The following is a 15513-nucleotide window of genomic DNA, read 5'->3' as shown; positions in this document are numbered from 1 at the left end:
AGACGCCTCGGTGGAGTTAATTTTTACCCAAGCCTGCTAACTGGGAATACTCCCCGTTCGATGAGGTTGGCAGGGGGTCGGCAGGCGGGTCAGACGGCTCCGGCGAGCCAGCGGGCCGCCGCCCGCGCGGAGGCCGTGGAGGCGCCGTGGGTGGTGAGGTACACCCGCCCGGCGGGCGGCCCCGGCACCCCGGTCTCCACGACGATCGCGTCCGGGCGGGCCCGCAGCGCCTCCTCCAGGAGCCGCCGCATCCAGGCATGCCGTACGGCGTCGTGGACGGCGATCACGAGAGGGCGCCCGGTGTCGCGCAGATCCGGCAGCCGCCCGTCGTCGTATATCTGAGTCGTCACCGTCCCGGGCAGGACCTCGCCGAGCGCCTCCCCCAGGGTGAGAGGGGTCGCGCGGCCGACGGCCTGGCTGGGGCGCGCCGCCATGTGCACCACCAGCGGCGCCCGCGTGAGCGGGCCCGGAGACTCCGCGGGGGTCGCGCGCAGCGCCGCCGTCGCCGCCGCGAGGCCGAGGCCCTCGTCGGCGTCGCGGGCCACCGCCTTCCTGGCCTCCGCCTGCGCGTCGTACCACGCGGCCAGGTCCCGCACCCGGCCCGCCGCCCCGGCCAGGCGCTCCTCCGCCAGCCGGCCCTCGCGGACCGCGCCGGTGATCGCGTCGCGCAGCGCGTACACGCTCTCCCCTCTGGCCGAGGACACCCCGACGCAGATCGCGTCGGCCCCGGCGGCCAGCGCGCGGACCGCGATCTCGCCGGGCGGGTGGAGAGCGGCGACCGCACGCATCTCGATCGCGTCGGTCACCACGAGCCCCTCGAACCCCAGTTCCTCCCGCAGCAGACCGGTCAGCACCGTCCGGCTCAGCGTCGCGGGGAGCGCGTCGACGGCGGGGACGAGCAGGTGCCCGCACATCACGGCGCGCACCCCCGCCGCGATGGCGGCCCGGAACGGCGGCAGGTCGCGCCGTTCTATCACCTCACGGGAGGCCCGTACGGCGGGCAGTGCCAGGTGGGAGTCGGTCACGGTGTCGCCGTGGCCGGGGAAGTGCTTGGCGCAGGCGGCCACCCCGGCACTCTGCAGTCCCTCGATCCAGGCGGCGCCGTGGCGGCCGACCTCCTCGGGATCGGAGCCGAAGGAACGCACGCCGATGACGGGGTTGCGGGGGTCGGCGTTGACGTCCACCACGGGGGCGTAGTCGAGGGTGGCGCCTGCGGCGGCGACCATCCGGCCGATCTGGCGCGCCACCCGGCGGGTCAGCTCCTCGTCGCCGGCGACGCCGAGCGCCATGTTGCCCGGCCACGAGCTGCCGCCGGCGGCCTCCAGCCGGGTGACGGAACCACCCTCCTCGTCCACGGCGACGATCACATCCGGTCGCTCCCGGCGCAGCTCCGCGGCCAGGGCGGCCGTCCCCTCCAGGCCGGCGACGTTGCGGGCGAACAGGACCACGCCGCCGAGGCCCTCCGCGAGCGCCCGCCGCAGCCACGCGGGCGGCTCCGTGCCCTCGAACCCGGGCTGGAGCACCGCCAGCGCCATCCGGTCCAGCTCGCCCTCACTCATGCCGCCTCCTCGCCCGAAGGCTCGGCGGCAGCTCGTGCCGGAGGCGCGGCGTCAAATCGTGCCGGAGGCGCGGCGGCAGCTCGTGCCGGAGGCGCGGCGTCAAATCGTGCCGGAGGCGCGCAGGATGGCACCTCCCGAATCGCACGGTGTTCGCTGATTCGCTCGCTCATGCACCCCCCTGCCCGATCAGCGCGCGGTGCGCCTCGGCGGCGCGGGGGTCGCCGGGCAGGGCCGCCCGCACCGCGAGCGCGGCGGCGCCCGCCGCGGCGTCCCGGGCGCGCACCAGCGTGGACCGCCTGCCCAGCTCGGCCCTGACCAGGTGGGCGAGCTCGGTCGGCTCGGTCAGCAGCGACCCCGCGAGCACCAGCGGCCCTTCGCCTCCCGCCGCCCGCGCTCCCCTGTCGTGGGCGGCCTCCCCGGTGACGACCCGGGCCGTACGGCACAGCCTGCGGGCCGCCTCGGCGACGACGCCGCGGGCCACCTCGTCGCCCTCGCGGGCCGCGGCGTCCACCACGGGCGCGAGCGTGCCGAGCCAGGCGGGACCCAGCTCGGCGACCCGCGCGTACACGGCCGCGACCAGGGCCTGGGCGAGCGCGGGCCCGTCGTCCTCGCCGGCCGTCCCGGCGCCCAGGACGGCCTCGGCCACCCGGGTGACCAGCACGGTGGGCGCGCCCCGGCCGTCGATCGCGTTCAGCGCCGCGGCGGCGGCACGGCGGCCCAGCCACACGCCCGAACCCTCGTCGCCCAAAAGCCAGCCGAGGCCGTCGGCCCGCCGCACGACCCGGCGGTCGCGGACCCGCGCGCCGATCGCGCCGGTGCCGGCCACCAGGACGGCGCCGTCCGGCTCGTCGGTGGCGCCGGTGAAGGCGACGAGCACGTCCGCGACCACCGCCGGCCGCCCGGCGAGACCGGCCTCCCGCCAGGCCCGCTCCGCCGGCTCCGCCGCGCGGGCCGCCCCGGCCAGGCCGAACACGCCGCCGGCGACCCGCGCGCGGTCCAGGCCCTCCAGTGCGCCGAGCAGCGCGGCGCGGAGATTGGCCGCCGGATCGGGGACCGAGATCGCGTTGGCGCCGCCGGCCCGTCCACGCCCGGCGATCTCGCCCGATTCCGTGACCACCACGCAGCGCGTACTGGTGCCTCCCCCGTCCACGCCGACGAACAGAGCCCCCACGGCCGCTCCCTTGTAGGCACTTTCCATCAACCTACAAGGCGATGGAAATCTTCTACAACGGCCGCCGGTAAGGCGGGAGGCCCGATTATTTCCGGCTGTCGGTGAGATCGACGAGCGCGGTCGCCGCCCGGAAGAACTTGTTGCGGCCGAGGTCTCCCACGGTCTTGATGTGGAAGGCCTTCTTCAGCAGCTCCGCGTCCTCCGCGCTCACCCCGGCCAGCGCCTCCACCGGCGCCTTGAGGAGTTCGTCCAGGGTCTTGTCCTCGTACTCACGGTCGAGCAGCTTCGCCAGGTCCGCCGATACAGCCATGGTTCCCCCCATCGAACACGCCCCCGATACCTCTTGAAGTGCCCAACCAGCCCAATTCCTATGCCGCTCGTGGATCTCCCACCGGACGGCCCTACTCCGCCGTGTGCTCCTTGAGCCAGTAGGCGAACCGCGTGGAGCCGAGTTCGGCGTCGCCCTCGGCACTCAGGACCGGGCGCGCCCCGCGTCTGTGACACCGATCGCCCGAAGGGCCGCCCGGCTCCTCAGCCGAGCGCGGCGCTTCCGTAGTCCCACAGGCGGTCCGCCGCGTCCCTGTCGAGCGCGTGGGCCGCCACTCCGCCGGCGATTCCAGGGGCGGCGGGCGGGGCCTCCTGGTTGTCCTCGAAATAGCGGCCGGTCACGCCTTCCACCACAGGCGAGGCCGCCGGCAGCACCGATGCCGCCGCGCCCTGGGCGACCGTCTTGAGGTAGGGCTGAGGGATGATCTCGCCGTTCTCGTCGATCGCGCCCATCTCGCGCATGGTCGCGTCGTCCATGTGACGCTGGAGGTTCGTCAATATCCAGCCGGGGTTGAGCGCGTTCGCCGTGATTCCGTCGGCCCGCCCACCGGCGCGCGCCCACCGCCAGCAGGACGTCCGCCGTCTTGGACTGCCCGTAGGCCGTCCAGGGGTGGTACGGCCGGTGCTCGAACTGCGGGTCGTCGAAGTCGAACGGCGTGCCGACATGGGCGCCGGAGCTGACGACGACGATCCGCGCCCGGCCCGCCGCCCGCAGATTGCCGTACAGGCCCACGGCGAGGGCGAAATGTCCGAGATAGTTCGTCGCGAGCTGCATCTCCCACCCCTGAGCGGTGACCTCCCGCGCCGGGAGCGCCATGACCCCGGCGTTGGCGACCAGCACGTCGAGCGGGCCTCGCCAGTCCCGTACGAACGCCGCGACCGACGACAGATCGGCCGCCACGCGGGGAGATGCATCAAAGCTGCACCACTGGCGGAACACCCGATTCGTCGAAGGTGCGACTCACCCCGGCATCGGCTGCCGCCGCGACGGGTTCACCCCGCCCGCCTGGAGAAAGAGAAACCCCTTCCGGGCGCGTGACCCGGAAGGGGCTCCCAAGGCACCCGAGCTGCTCAATCCCATCCAAGCCGCTCAGTCGCATCCGAGCCGCTCAGTGGTGCCCGAGCCGCCGCTCAGCCGCGCGAGCGGCGCAGGGCGGTAAGGCCGGCGCCTGCTCCGACCAGGCCGGCGACCAGGCCGATGCCGCCGAGCACCAGAGCCGGGGTGGTGTCCCCGCCCTCGTCGTCGTCATCGTCCGCGGCGGCCGCGACCGTGGGCGCGGCGGCAGGCGAGGCGGAGGCGGCGTCGTCATGGTCGTCCTCCCCCTCCTCGGCGGCGACGAGCTTGAGCACCGGCGCGGGGTGTTCGGGCTCGGAGCCGTCGGCCTTCGGCGCCTCCGCCCACTTGACCTCCTCACCACTGGAGTAGGTCTGCACCGTGGGGAAGGTGAGCGCGTCCACGTTCTTCGGCAGCGGCCCGACCGAGGCCTCGAACTCCTGGAACTGGCCGGACTCGATCTTCCCGCCGGACCAGGTGATCTTCAGTACCGACTCGGTGATCGTGTCGCCGGCGTCCGACACGACGGGCTTGGGGAGCTTGCCGCGGGTGAGCTTGACGTCCCATCCCGGAACCGGCCGGACCGAGACGAACGGCAGCGGGTGATCGGTGGGGAACTCGACCTCCACCTTGGTGGTCGAGGCGTTGTCACGCTCGTTGGGAACGCGGAATGCGATCTTGGTCCAGCCGCCCTGAACGGCGGTGCCAGGGTTGACGGTGACGTGGGCGAGGGCGGGAACGGCGAGGCCGAGGGTGAGCGCGAGGGCGCCGGCGGTGACGGCGGCCGCGCGACGGACGTACGAGGTCATGGGGGTTCTCCAGTCGTCTGCGATGGTACGGAGGCGCGCGAACGTGCCCCAGAGGGGGAGAGACCGATCCCTGGGAGATACGCGCCGCCCGCGCGTGATGCTCAGAAGACGAGAAGAACCGGGGGCCCGCGGCGGACGACCGCGTGCCGCAGCACGCCCGCGATGCGCGCGGGGTGGCCGGCACCGGGCGCCGGGCGCCGGGAGGGACGCCGGGCCGCCGCGAGATCCGTGCCCACCAGAGCCGACAGCGCGGTCACCAGTGCGGCCACCGTCCGCAGGCAGCGCGCCGCCTTTGCGCCGATCCCCCGCAACACGGACCACAGGGCTTCCTCGCCGCGCGCCAGCCACCATCCGGTGAGCAGCGCCGCGGTGAGGTGGGCGGTGAGCATTCCGGTCTGTGCGCTCAGGCCGCCGTGCCACGTGGGATGCCCCGCCTCGGTGGCGGAGGCCGTGATCTCGAGGAGGAAGTGCAGGAACGCCTGGGCGCCGAGCAGCAGGCCGACGATCGCCTGGGGTGACCGTTCCCGGCCCGCAGCGACGGCCGCGCCCGCCGTGACCACGAGCACGCCCGTGAGGAGCGCGGCCGGCGTCGGCCCGCCTCCGCCGGCGAACCGGTGCGCGCCGACGGCGAGGATCACGCAGACGGCCGAGAAGGCGGCCGACCGCGCGAGCCGGAAGGAGAGTGAGGCGCGCATGTCGCCGGGATTGTCTCACACACGGGCGACCTCGGCCGGTCCCATCTGCGATCTTCCGCACCCCGCGAGAAGCCCGCCGCGACGGCCACGCCCGCCGCGACCACGAGCACGACCACGAGCACGAGCACGACCACGACCACGCCCGTGAGGAGCGCGGCCTGCGCCGGAACGGACGACGCCGTCCCGGCGCAGGCGTGCGGCGAGAGGTCAGGGACGGGTCCAGCGCTGGTTGGCCTGGCCGTTGCAGGTCCAGACGACGAGCTTGGTGCCGTTGGCCGTCCCCTGGTTGTAGGCGTCCAGGCACTTGCCCGCGCCGACGGCGGTGATGGTGCCGTCCGCGGTGAACCGCCACTGCTGGTTGCTCTGGCCGTTGCAGTCCCAGATGACGACGTTGCTGCCGTCCGCGGTGCCCCGGTTGGACACGTCCAGGCACTTGTTGCCGTAGACCCGCAGCTCACCCGAGCCGGTCGGCGTCCACCGCTGGTTGGCCTGGCCGTTGCAGTCCCAGAGCTGCACCTGCGCGCCGTTGGCCTGCGAGACGCCCGCGACGTCCAGGCACCGGCCCGACCCCACCCCCTTGATCGCGCCCGTTCCGGTGGGAGTGGGCGACGGACTGGGAGTGGCGCCGCTTCCCGTGACGGTGAGGAGGACCGCTTCGCGAGCGGGCACGGTCGTGGTGTAGCCGCCGTCGAACGTCCCGGCGTCGGTCCCGGTCCACAGGTTCCGTACGGTCGCGGGTCCGCTGAGACCGAGGTCGGACCAGCGGGCGGTGATGGACGCGGAGGAGGTGGTCCGGTTGAGCAGGAGCACCGCCCTCCGGCCCGTCCCCGACAGCACCTTGCTGTACACCTGACGGCCGCTCTGGTCCTCGGCGACCTTCACCCCCTGCCGCCCGAGCGGGTCCTGGTCGACCGCGAGCACCTCCCGGTTGGTCAGGATCGCCCTGGTCTCGGCGCTCATCGTGGCGAGGTTGTTGCCTGCCAGCAGCGGCGCCCCCGAGATCGCCCACAGGCCCATGTGCGTACGGTTCTGCGCGGCCGAGAAGCCGTTCATGCCGACGATGAGCATGTCGGGGTCGTTGTAGTGGCCGGGGCTCTGCGCGTTCGGGTGCTGGGCGGAGTCGAAGTTGGCCAGCACCCGGTCCATCGACGCGGCCTGCCCCCAGTAGATGATGTCGCCGCTGGTGCGCCACATCGTGGAGATGCCCGGCGCCCAGTCCCACGGGTTCTGGGCGCCCCAGTTGCAGACCGACAGGACCATCGGCCGTCCCGTCTGCGCGGTGGCGCGGTCGATCGCGGCGCTGATCGCCTGGTAGGCGGTGCGGGCGTTGAGCCCTTCGGCCTGGCCGCCGCACCAGTCGACCTTCACGAAGTCGAAGCCCCACCGGGAGAACTGCAGGAAGTCCTGGTCGTAGTGGCCCTCGCTGCCGGTGTTCGGCGCGGCCGGGCGGCCGGTCGGGTAGTAGTAACCGCAGCCGTTGCGCCCGGCGTCGGTGTAGATGCCCGCCTTCAGCCCCTTGCTGTGGATGTAGTCGGCGATCGCCTTCATCCCGCCCGGCCATTCCGCCGTGTCGACCGTGATGTTGCCGGACGCGTCGCGGGTCCCCTGCCACCAGCCCTCGTCGATGTTGATGTACTCGTAGCCGGCGTCCTTCATCCCCGAGGACACCATGGCGTCCACCTGGGCTTTGATCACGTTGTAGTTGATCTGGGCCGCGAAGGTGTTCCACGACGCCCAGCCCATCGGCGGTGTCGTCACCGTCGCCACGGCCGCCACGGCCGCGGCGGCCCCGGCGGCCGTTCCCGTCGTGGTGGCCGCGGCGCCGTCCGCGGCCGCCCACCCCGCCGGCACCATCGTCGCGATCGCGAGGTGCACGGCGACGACCAGCCGCCGTAGCCGCCGGACGCGGGGGGGACGGCCATCCGGAGTGTGCCCGGAGGACCGTCGCCGGGCGGATCCGCGTAATCGCATGCGTTTCTCCTTCTGGTGGGGATGCTCGCTCTGGTGGGATGCCCGGCGCGGCCGGTCCTCGGGAAGCAGGCGGCGGAGAACCACCCGCCCGAGCCCGAACGCGACACAGGCCGACACAGGCCGACACAGGCCGACACAGGCCGACATGGCAGCCCGGCACGGCTGAACGACGAGGAGGAGACCGGAGGCACCCGGGAGATCCAGTGCGGCCGAACGCCTGACGGGACGGGCGTCGCCGCCGGCCCCTGCCGCTCACCACCGACCCCGGCAGGAGGAAGCCGAACGCGCACTCAGTGTGGAAACCTCCGCGAGCAGTGTCAAGACCATTGGCGAATCGATTCGCACAGACGCCCCCGTGTCGCGCGGCTCAGGGCCCCGGTGAATCGGGCCCTCACCCTCGCTCCGGCCGATGAAACTTTCAGCGGGCTCCACCGGCGACGAGGCGGGCGATCCCGCCCTGGTGGGAGCGGCTGAGCGCCCTGCGCGGCGGAAGCGCCCGCGCACCCCCGGGCGTGGCCCCTTGACGGCGCTCGCCGCGTCGTATTTGCTCCGCTGCACCAGCGCCTTCGGTCGCCGCAGGGAGAGGAGCACACCTCTGCAGTCGATTTGTTAACGCTAACAACCCGCTGCCAACCCAGCGGCGGACGTACGAGGAAGACCGGCCCTTTCCGATCAGCGCAGCGTCTCGCAGCCGACCCCGCGAGACCGCGCACATCACCCAGGCTTCTCGCCTACGGGCTCACACCGACGAGAGGAACGAGAGCATGCCCAGACGTCACCGCTGACGCGCCCCTACTCGACCGCCGGAACGCGTCGCCTCACGCCCGGCCTCCCCCGAGGGCGGGTGCGCCCTTCCCCATGCCGTCCGCACCGCTGTCCGCCGCCGCCGGGACCGCCGGACGTCGCCCGGACGCCGAAGCGGTACCCGGGCCTCCCGCACGGAGAGCCTTTGGGTCATACTCGCTACCGATCAACGGTGCCGAGCCGAGGAACGCCGACGATGAAATCTCCCCCGCGCCGTCGCGGTGTGGTCGTTCCCGCCGTCGCCGCGACGGCGTTCGCCGTGCTGGCGCTCGCCCTGTGGTTCGGCGGCGGCAGGCCACCGGCGATCCAGGGACTCCCCTCCCCCGGCGCCCTGACCACCTGGGGTCTGCCGGTCGTGCGCCTCGTGCACGACGTCTGTGCCGTCGCGACGGTCGGGGTCCTGCTGGCCGCCGTCGTCCTCGCCCCCGCGAGCGGCAGGGCCGTCGTGCGGACGGCCGGGGCCTGGGCGCTCGGCTGGGCGGCGAGCGCGGCGGTCACCGAGGTCCTGACGCTGTCGGACTTCCTCGGGCTGCCCCCGGGCGACGCGCTGCGCTCCGGCGCGCTGTCCGCCTTCCTCTTCCACGTCCCGCAGGGACAGGCGTTCCTGACGGTCACGGTCGCGGCCCTGGCGGTCGCCGCCGGGTCGCTCCTGCCACACGGCCCCCGGCACTGGTCCACGCTGCTGCGGCCCGTGCTGCTCGCGGTGGCGGTCCTCGCGGTGCTGCCCCCGGCGTACGTGGGCCACTCGGCCTCGGCCGCCGACCACAACCTCGCCGTCCTCAGCCTGATGGCGCACGTCGGGGCCGTCGCGCTGTGGATCGGCGGCCTGTACGCCCTCGTGGCCCACCTGCGTGCCGCGCCCGGGCTCACCGTCGCCGTGCGCCGCTTCAGCACGCTCGCGCTGGGCTGCTTCGCCGCCGTCGGGGCGTCCGGCGCGCTCAACGCCTGGGTCAGGCTCGGCTCGCTGCCCCTGCTCTGGCAGTCGAGGTACGGCCTGCTCGTGCTGGCCAAGGTCGCCGCGCTGGGCGTGCTCGGCTGGTTCGGGTGGCGGCACCGGCGCGCGACCATCGGGGCGATGGAGTCCGGCGGAGTCCGCGCGCCGTTCCTCCGTCTCGCCTGCGGCGAGATCGCGGTGATGGCCGGCACTCTGGGCCTGGCCGTGGCGCTGGGCCGCACGCCCCCGCCGCCCACGGAGACTGCCGCGCACCAGCACGACGCGCTGGGCTACGCCCTGCCCGCCCTCACCCCGGGCACGCTCGCCACCGAGGTGCGGCCCGACCCGATCGCGCTGCTCCTGCTGGCCGCGGCCCTTGCCGCGTACCTGTCCGGCGTGCGGCGATTGTCGCGCGCCGCGTCGCCGGGGAACGGCGAGAGGTGGCCGGCCGGACGCACCGCGTCCTGGGTCGCCGGCCTGGTGGTGCTCGGCTACGCCACGTCGGGAGGAGTGGCGGCCTACGCGCCCGCGGTCTTCTCCGCGCACGCGGCACAGTACGCGCTGCTCGGCGCGGTGGGGCCCGTCCTGCTCGTCTTCGGAGCCCCGGTGACCCTGTGGCGGCGGTCCCACCCGGGATCCGAGCCCTTCTCCGGCCCGGCGGGCCGCGCGCTGTCCCATCCGGGGACGGCCCTGGCCCTGTACGCGCTGCCGTACCCGGTGCTGTACCTGGCGGGCCTGTTCGAGGACGCCCAGCCGAGCCTCGCCCTGCGACTGGCCGCGCAGGCGGTGGTCACGGTCACCGCGGTGCTCTTCCTCGCGGTGGCGGCCGGGGTGGACCCGCTTCCGCGCGCGATCCGGCCGCAGGTCCGCCTCTGGATGCTCATGGGGGCGATCGCCGTACGCGCGTGGACGGGGCTGGCGGTGCTCGCGGGGCCGCCGCAGGCGCCGGAATGGTACGCGGCGCTGGAACTGCCGTGGGCGCCGGACCGGGCGGCCGACCAGCAACTGGGGGCGTTGCTCGGCACGGGCGCGACCGTCGCCGTCCTCGCGGGCCTGCTCGCGCTGCTGCTCGTCCGCGGGCGCGCGGCGCGGCACGACGCGGTGTCCGGGCCCGCGCGGATCAGGACGAAGGGGCAGGACCCGTCGAGTCGCGGACGCTGAGGGTCGTCGCCAGCTGGAGGTGCCGGGAGGCGGGCTGGACGCCGTCCGCCATGCCGATGACGGTCTCGACGGCCATCCGGCCCATGCCGACGAGCGGCTGCCGGACGGAGGTGAGCCGGGGCGTGGTCCACTCGGTCTGCGGGGTGTCGTCGAACCCGGTGACCGACAGCTCCCCCGGGACGGTGATGTGCAGTTCCTTGGCCGCGGCGAGGACGCCGACGGCGATCTCGTCGTTGCCCGCGACGATCGCCGTCGGCCGATCGTCGAGCGCGAGGATGTCACGGCCGTGCCGCAGGCCCGCCTCGACGGAGAACGCCTCGTGGCGGATCAGCGCGCGATCCGGCGTGAGGCCGGCCGAGTCGAGCGCGGCCTGGTACCCGTGGAAGCGTTCCACGGACGGAGCGGAGCCCGGCGGGCCGCCGATCCAGGCGATCCTGCGATGGCCGAGCTTGATCACGTGCTCGGTCGCCGAGCGACCGCCCGCCCAGTTGGTGGAGCCGATGCTGACGACACGTGATTCCGTCGTGTCGATCGGGTCGATCGCCACCACGGGCACCTCGAGATCCTCCGCGGCGAGGAGCACCGCGTCGGGCACGGCGACGGCGAGCGCGATGAGACCGGCGACGCCGGACTCCTTCTGCTCCTCGATCCAGGCATGGGCCGCCGCGGAGCTCGTGCTGATGGGCTCGCCGGGCGGCAGCCGGAGGAGGAGCTCGGCCTGAGCGGAGGTCGCGGCCACGAGTATCCCCTGGAGCACCATGCCGGCGTAACGGGACTCGACGAAGTCGAGCATGGTGACGAGGGCCCGGTCCCGTGCCCGCTCGTGACGCGCCGCCGTCGGCTTGTAGCCGATCTCCGCCATCACCGCGAGGACACGCTCACGCGTGCTCGGCCCGACATCGCTGCGCCCGTTGAGAACCTTCGACGCGGTCGTCGGCGAGACGCCGGCGAGTCGGGCGACATCCGCCAAGGTGGCTCGCTCGGAACGACCTCGCCGTACCATCAGGGCTCCTTCCGGGCTTCGAAATTGTTTCGAATTTACCATGGACGATTTTCGCCAGCCGCTTCGGTGCATTCGCCCATGCCCACCCGTTGACACTGTGCACGGACCCTCCTAATGTCCTGAGCGGGTCGAATATATTGCGAAACTATTTCGATATGCGTGAACCCGGAAGTGAGACCATGACGAACGACGGCGGGTCCGGCCACCGGTTGCGGATCGACGGAGAACCGTGCGACGAGAGTGCGTTCCCGCACGTCTGGGCCAGGTGCGTCGGCGCCGGACGGGCGAACGAGGCACTGCGGGCGGACTGGCGGCAGCAGTTCGCCGAGGCCGTCGCCGCGTGCGGGTTCCGGTACGTCCGCTTCCACGGCGTCTTTCATGACGACATGTTCGTGTACCGGGAGAGCTACGGCGGCGGTTTCGGCCCTGACGCACCCCTCGCCGCACCCGTGTACACGTTCAGCTACGTGGACAAGGTGTTCGACTTCATCGTCGACCACGGTGTCCGTCCGTTCGTCGAGCTGGGCTTCATGCCGCGCGAGCTCGCGACGGTGACGGACACGGTGTTCTGGTGGGGCGCCCACTGCAGCCCGCCCAAGGACGTGGCGCGCTGGGTCGAGCTGGTCACGCGGACGGTCGAGCACTGGATCGACCGGTACGGCCTCGACGAGGTGCGCCAGTGGCGGTTCGAGGTGTGGAACGAGCCGAACCTGGTTCCCCATTTCTGGACCGGGACGAAGACCGAGTACTTCGAGCTTTACGAGCAGACCGTGACGGCGATCAAGAGGATCGATCCCGCGTTGAAGGTGGGCGGGCCCGCGACGAGCGTCTTCGTGCCCGACGACCGCTACAGGGGCGAGGTCGAGGACCGCTCCGCGACCCACGCGACGGCCGCGGCGGCCGACGTGGACGCGCTCGACTGGCGCCCGGTGTGGATCGAGGACTTCCTCGCCTGGTGCGCCAAGCGCGACCTCCCGGTCGACTTCGTCTCGACCCACACCTACCCCACCGACTTCGCCTTCGCCGCCGACGGCGAGGCGGTGCAGATCACCCGGTACGCCGACGCGACGTTCGACGACCTAACCCTGCTCCGCGAGCTCGTCGGCAACAGCGCGTACCCCGACGCGGAGATCCACATCACGGAGTGGTCGACGTCGCCGTCATCGCGTGACTTCGTCCACGACACGCCGCTCGCGGCGACCTACATCACCCGGGCGTACCTGCGGTGCGCCACCCTCGCCGACTCCATCTCCTACTGGACCTTCACGGACGTGTTCGAGGAGGGAGGCGCCGGCATCGGACCGTTTCACGGCGGGTTCGGCCTGGTGAACGAGTGGGGCGTCCACAAGCCCGCCTTCCACGCGTTCACGATGCTCGCGCGGCTCGGCGACCGGCTGCTCCGCGCGACGCCCGACGGCGTTGTGACCCGTGACAGCCGGACCTCGGCCGTGTCGGCGGTGTTCTTCAACTACCCCGAGGACATGGCCCTGCGAGGCGTCCGGGCGCAGAGCTCGTACGAGGCCGCACGCGCGCTGGCCGAGGTGGGGCCGAGCCGCAGGATCCACCACTCGATCGCCGGCCTGAAGCCCGGCACCACGTTCCTCGCCGAGATCGTGGACTGGGAGCACGGGAACGCCGCCGAGGCCTGGTATCGGCTCGGGTCCCCCCTCAACCCGTCCCGGGCCGAGACCGAGCACCTGCGCGGGGTCGCCGACTCGCTCCTCAGGTTCACGCTGACCGTGCCCGGCACCGGTGTGCTCGACCTCGACGTCGAACTCGCGCCGTGGGCGGTGATGTCGCTGCGGCAGACGGCCGTCCGGTGAGGACGGCCGTCGCCCGGGTGAGGCGGCGCCCTTCGGAGAAGGTCAGCGACGGCCGCGCGGGGCGTCGTCGCGGTCCCTGCGCACGATCGGCTTCTTGCCCTTGATCGTGGTGCGGCGCAGCGCCGACACCACCTCGTCCACGGCGCCGTCCGGGATCTCGACCAGGGTGAAGCGGTCGGCGATCTCGATCGCCCCGATCTCACGCCCGCTGACCCGGGTCTCCCCGGTGATCGCGCCGACGATGTCCTGGGGGCGCACGCCCGCGCTGCGGCCCGCGCCGACGAAGACGCGGCTCATCGCGCCGCCGGCGCGCCGCCCGCGCCGGTCGTCGCGGCCGTGCCTGTCGTCGCGCGGCCCGCGCTCGGGCCGCTGGGTGCGCGGCGTGACCTCGGGGATCTCCTCCTCGTCGGCGGCGGCGCCGGTGGACTCGTGGGCGAGCTTGACCGCCGCGAGCGCGATGGCGACCAGGTCGAACTCGTCGGCGAGCGTCTCGACCACCACGCGGAAGCGGTCGAGGTCGCCATCCTCCATCAGGCTCTCCTGCAGCGCGGCCCGGGTCAGCTCCAGGCGCCGGGCGCGCAGGTCGGCGACCGTCGGCACCTTCTCGACCGCGATCCTGCTGCGGGTGACGCGCTCGATGGTCTTGAGCATGCGGTGCTCGCGCGGCTCGGCGAGCGTGATCGCGACGCCCTCGCGCCCGGCCCGGCCCACCCGGCCGATGCGGTGCACGTACGACTCGGGGGCGGACGGCACGTCGTAGTTGATGACGTGGGTGAGCTGCTCGATGTCGAGGCCGCGGGCGGCCACGTCGGTGGCGACGAGCAGGTCGGCGGTCCCGCTGCGCAGCCGGCTCATGACCCGGTCGCGCTGCTCCTGCCCCATGCCGCCGTGCAGGGCCTCGGCGCGGTAACCCCGGCCGTTCATGGTCTCGGTGAGCTGGTCGACCTCCTCACGGGTCCGGCAGAAGACGATCGCCGCGGTCGGGGCCTCCACGTCGAGCACCCGGCCCAGCGCCGCCGGCTTGTAGGCCCGGGACACGATGTAGGCGCTCTGCCGGATGAGCGGCGCCTCGCCGGCGGCGGGCGCCTCCCGCTCGATCCTGATCCGCACCGGCGTGCGCAGGTGGCGGCGGGCGATCCCGTCGATGCGCGGCGGCATGGTCGCGGAGAACAGGACGGTCTGCCGGTCCTCCGGGGTCTCCTGGAGGATCGCCTCGATGTCGTCGGCGAAGCCCATGTCGAGCATCTCGTCGGCCTCGTCGAGGACGATCATCCGCAGGCCCTTCAGCGGCAGGGTGCCCCTGCCGATGTGGTCGAGCGCCCGCCCCGGCGTGGCGACGACGACGTCCACGCCGCGCTCCAGCGCCCGCAGCTGCCGCCCGATCGGCTGGCCGCCGTAGATGGGCAGCACCCGCGTGCCGAGGTCGCGGCCGTAGCGGTGCATGGCCTCCGACACCTGGACGGCCAGCTCACGGGTCGGCACGAGCACGAGCCCGCCGGGCTCCCGGCCACCGTCCTCCACGCCCAGCGGGTGGGCGCCGTGCAGCCGCTGGAGCATGGGCAGGGCGAACGCGGCCGTCTTGCCCGTGCCGGTCGCGGCCTGGCCGAGCAGGTCGCGGCCCTCCAGCAACGGCGGGATCGCCTCACGCTGGATCGGTGTGGGCTCCTCGTAGCCGAGGCCGGACAGGGCCTTGAGGAGCTCGGGAATCAGTGCCAAATCGGCGAATCCGGGTCCCTCGTCGATCTCGTTCACGGCCATGTCCTGCTCCTGGTCCTGCTCCTGGTTTCGCTCCTGGCGGGGCGACTGTGCACTGGACGACCTTACGGTCTTTCCGCCCTTACCCCGAACGCCGCCTCCGGCACTCGGCGCGCTCCTCCCTCTGGCCCTTCCGGCGTACGTCCCTACTGCCGAGGTCGTAGGAGAGGTTTACATCCGAAGTCGGTCGACGTGACCGCCCCGGCAAGGAAGCCTGGAAGGGTCCCCCGACAGCCAGGAGGCGATCCATGCAAGGAAAGGCACGGTTCACACGGTGGGCGGGCGGCGCCGCGGTCGCGCTCGCCGCCGCCCTTCTCGTCGCGTCGTGCGGCGACACGGCGCCCGGGGGCGCTCCCGGCGCCTCCACCGCAGCCGCCGCGCACAGCGGCCACGCCGGTCACGGCACGGCCAAGCCGGCCGTCGCGGCGGCGCCGCTGCGGGCGGGCG

Annotated in this window: 11 protein-coding genes and 2 pseudogenes; 3 read left to right on the top strand and 10 right to left on the bottom strand. The window is 73.3% G+C overall.

The annotated features are described in order from the left end of the window. Nucleotides 1-89 precede the first annotated feature (89 nt). From AB0J39_RS10265 to AB0J39_RS10230, 8 genes and pseudogenes are all read right to left on the bottom strand, one after another. Nucleotides 90-1559: a glycoside hydrolase family 3 protein gene (locus AB0J39_RS10265; RefSeq protein WP_363463090.1), complete on the bottom strand. Its 1470-nt coding sequence runs from the start codon at nt 1557-1559 to the stop codon at nt 90-92. A gap of 166 nt (nt 1560-1725) precedes the next feature. After that, entirely contained in the window at nt 1726-2730 is a 1005-nt protein-coding gene (locus AB0J39_RS10260) for a BadF/BadG/BcrA/BcrD ATPase family protein (RefSeq protein WP_363463089.1), read from the bottom strand. A gap of 85 nt (nt 2731-2815) precedes the next feature. Further along, nucleotides 2816-3040: a hypothetical protein gene (locus AB0J39_RS10255; protein ID WP_363463088.1), complete on the bottom strand. Its 225-nt coding sequence runs from the start codon at nt 3038-3040 to the stop codon at nt 2816-2818. Nucleotides 3041-3261: 221 nt separating this feature from the next. Continuing rightward, nucleotides 3262-3534: a hypothetical protein gene (locus tag AB0J39_RS10250; protein ID WP_363463126.1), complete on the bottom strand. Its 273-nt coding sequence runs from the start codon at nt 3532-3534 to the stop codon at nt 3262-3264. A 202-nt stretch (nt 3535-3736) separates the two neighbouring features. Further along, nucleotides 3737-3958 (bottom strand): annotated as a pseudogene (locus AB0J39_RS10245) (SDR family NAD(P)-dependent oxidoreductase); the annotation flags it as partial. A 230-nt stretch (nt 3959-4188) separates the two neighbouring features. After that, nucleotides 4189-4920, bottom strand: a complete 732-nt coding sequence (locus AB0J39_RS10240; RefSeq protein ID WP_363463087.1) for a YcnI family protein — start codon at nt 4918-4920, stop codon at nt 4189-4191. Nucleotides 4921-5021: 101 nt separating this feature from the next. Beyond that, on the bottom strand, nt 5022-5615 hold the full coding sequence (locus tag AB0J39_RS10235; protein WP_363463086.1) for an MFS transporter: 594 nt from the start codon (nt 5613-5615) through the stop codon (nt 5022-5024). 207 nt (nt 5616-5822) lie between these two features. Beyond that, a complete protein-coding gene (locus tag AB0J39_RS10230) occupies nt 5823-7586 on the bottom strand; it encodes a lectin (RefSeq protein WP_363463085.1) in 1764 nt (587 codons plus the stop codon). A gap of 1000 nt (nt 7587-8586) precedes the next feature. Between AB0J39_RS10230 and AB0J39_RS10225 the strand changes: the two genes are divergently transcribed. After that, the gene (locus AB0J39_RS10225; RefSeq protein ID WP_363463084.1) at nt 8587-10485 is read left to right on the top strand and encodes a cytochrome c oxidase assembly protein; all 1899 of its coding nucleotides are present in this window, start codon (nt 8587-8589) and stop codon (nt 10483-10485) included. Here the strand turns inward: AB0J39_RS10225 and AB0J39_RS10220 are convergent. Continuing rightward, the gene (locus AB0J39_RS10220; protein ID WP_363463083.1) at nt 10445-11455 is read right to left on the bottom strand and encodes a LacI family DNA-binding transcriptional regulator; all 1011 of its coding nucleotides are present in this window, start codon (nt 11453-11455) and stop codon (nt 10445-10447) included. The genes AB0J39_RS10225 and AB0J39_RS10220 overlap by 41 nt on opposite strands. Nucleotides 11456-11667: 212 nt before the next feature. Between AB0J39_RS10220 and AB0J39_RS10215 the strand changes: the two genes are divergently transcribed. Then, complete coding sequence (locus AB0J39_RS10215; RefSeq protein WP_363463082.1) at nt 11668-13311, top strand: beta-xylosidase; 1644 nt, start codon at nt 11668-11670, stop codon at nt 13309-13311. A 42-nt stretch (nt 13312-13353) separates the two neighbouring features. Here the strand turns inward: AB0J39_RS10215 and AB0J39_RS10210 are convergent, their stop codons facing one another. Continuing rightward, a complete protein-coding gene (locus tag AB0J39_RS10210; protein ID WP_363463081.1) occupies nt 13354-15069 on the bottom strand; it encodes a DEAD/DEAH box helicase in 1716 nt (571 codons plus the stop codon). A gap of 245 nt (nt 15070-15314) precedes the next feature. On the opposite strand from AB0J39_RS10210, the pseudogene AB0J39_RS10205 reads away from it, so the two are divergent. Then, nucleotides 15315-15513: pseudogene (locus tag AB0J39_RS10205) on the top strand (hypothetical protein); the annotation flags it as partial.

It is taken from the genome of Microbispora sp. NPDC049633 (genome assembly GCF_040675265.1).
In the GTDB taxonomy this organism is placed as follows: domain Bacteria; phylum Actinomycetota; class Actinomycetes; order Streptosporangiales; family Streptosporangiaceae; genus Microbispora; species Microbispora maris.
Note: the sequence above shows the minus strand (reverse complement) of the source record. Positions and strands in the feature narration are given on the sequence as shown.

Bases quoted from the DNA above. Each gene is read 5' to 3' on its own strand.
- AB0J39_RS10230 (WP_363463085.1), bottom strand. From the start codon at position 7,586: ATGCGATTACGCGGATCCGCCCGGCGACGGTCCTCCGGGCACACTCCG.
- AB0J39_RS10235 (WP_363463086.1), bottom strand. From the start codon at position 5,615: ATGCGCGCCTCACTCTCCTTCCGGCTCGCGCGGTCGGCCGCCTTCTCG.
- AB0J39_RS10265 (WP_363463090.1), bottom strand. From the start codon at position 1,559: ATGAGTGAGGGCGAGCTGGACCGGATGGCGCTGGCGGTGCTCCAGCCC.
- AB0J39_RS10215 (WP_363463082.1), top strand. From the start codon at position 11,668: ATGACGAACGACGGCGGGTCCGGCCACCGGTTGCGGATCGACGGAGAA.
- AB0J39_RS10250 (WP_363463126.1), bottom strand. From the start codon at position 3,534: ATGGACGACGCGACCATGCGCGAGATGGGCGCGATCGACGAGAACGGC.
- AB0J39_RS10240 (WP_363463087.1), bottom strand. From the start codon at position 4,920: ATGACCTCGTACGTCCGTCGCGCGGCCGCCGTCACCGCCGGCGCCCTC.
- AB0J39_RS10225 (WP_363463084.1), top strand. From the start codon at position 8,587: ATGAAATCTCCCCCGCGCCGTCGCGGTGTGGTCGTTCCCGCCGTCGCC.
- AB0J39_RS10255 (WP_363463088.1), bottom strand. From the start codon at position 3,040: ATGGCTGTATCGGCGGACCTGGCGAAGCTGCTCGACCGTGAGTACGAG.
- AB0J39_RS10210 (WP_363463081.1), bottom strand. From the start codon at position 15,069: ATGGCCGTGAACGAGATCGACGAGGGACCCGGATTCGCCGATTTGGCA.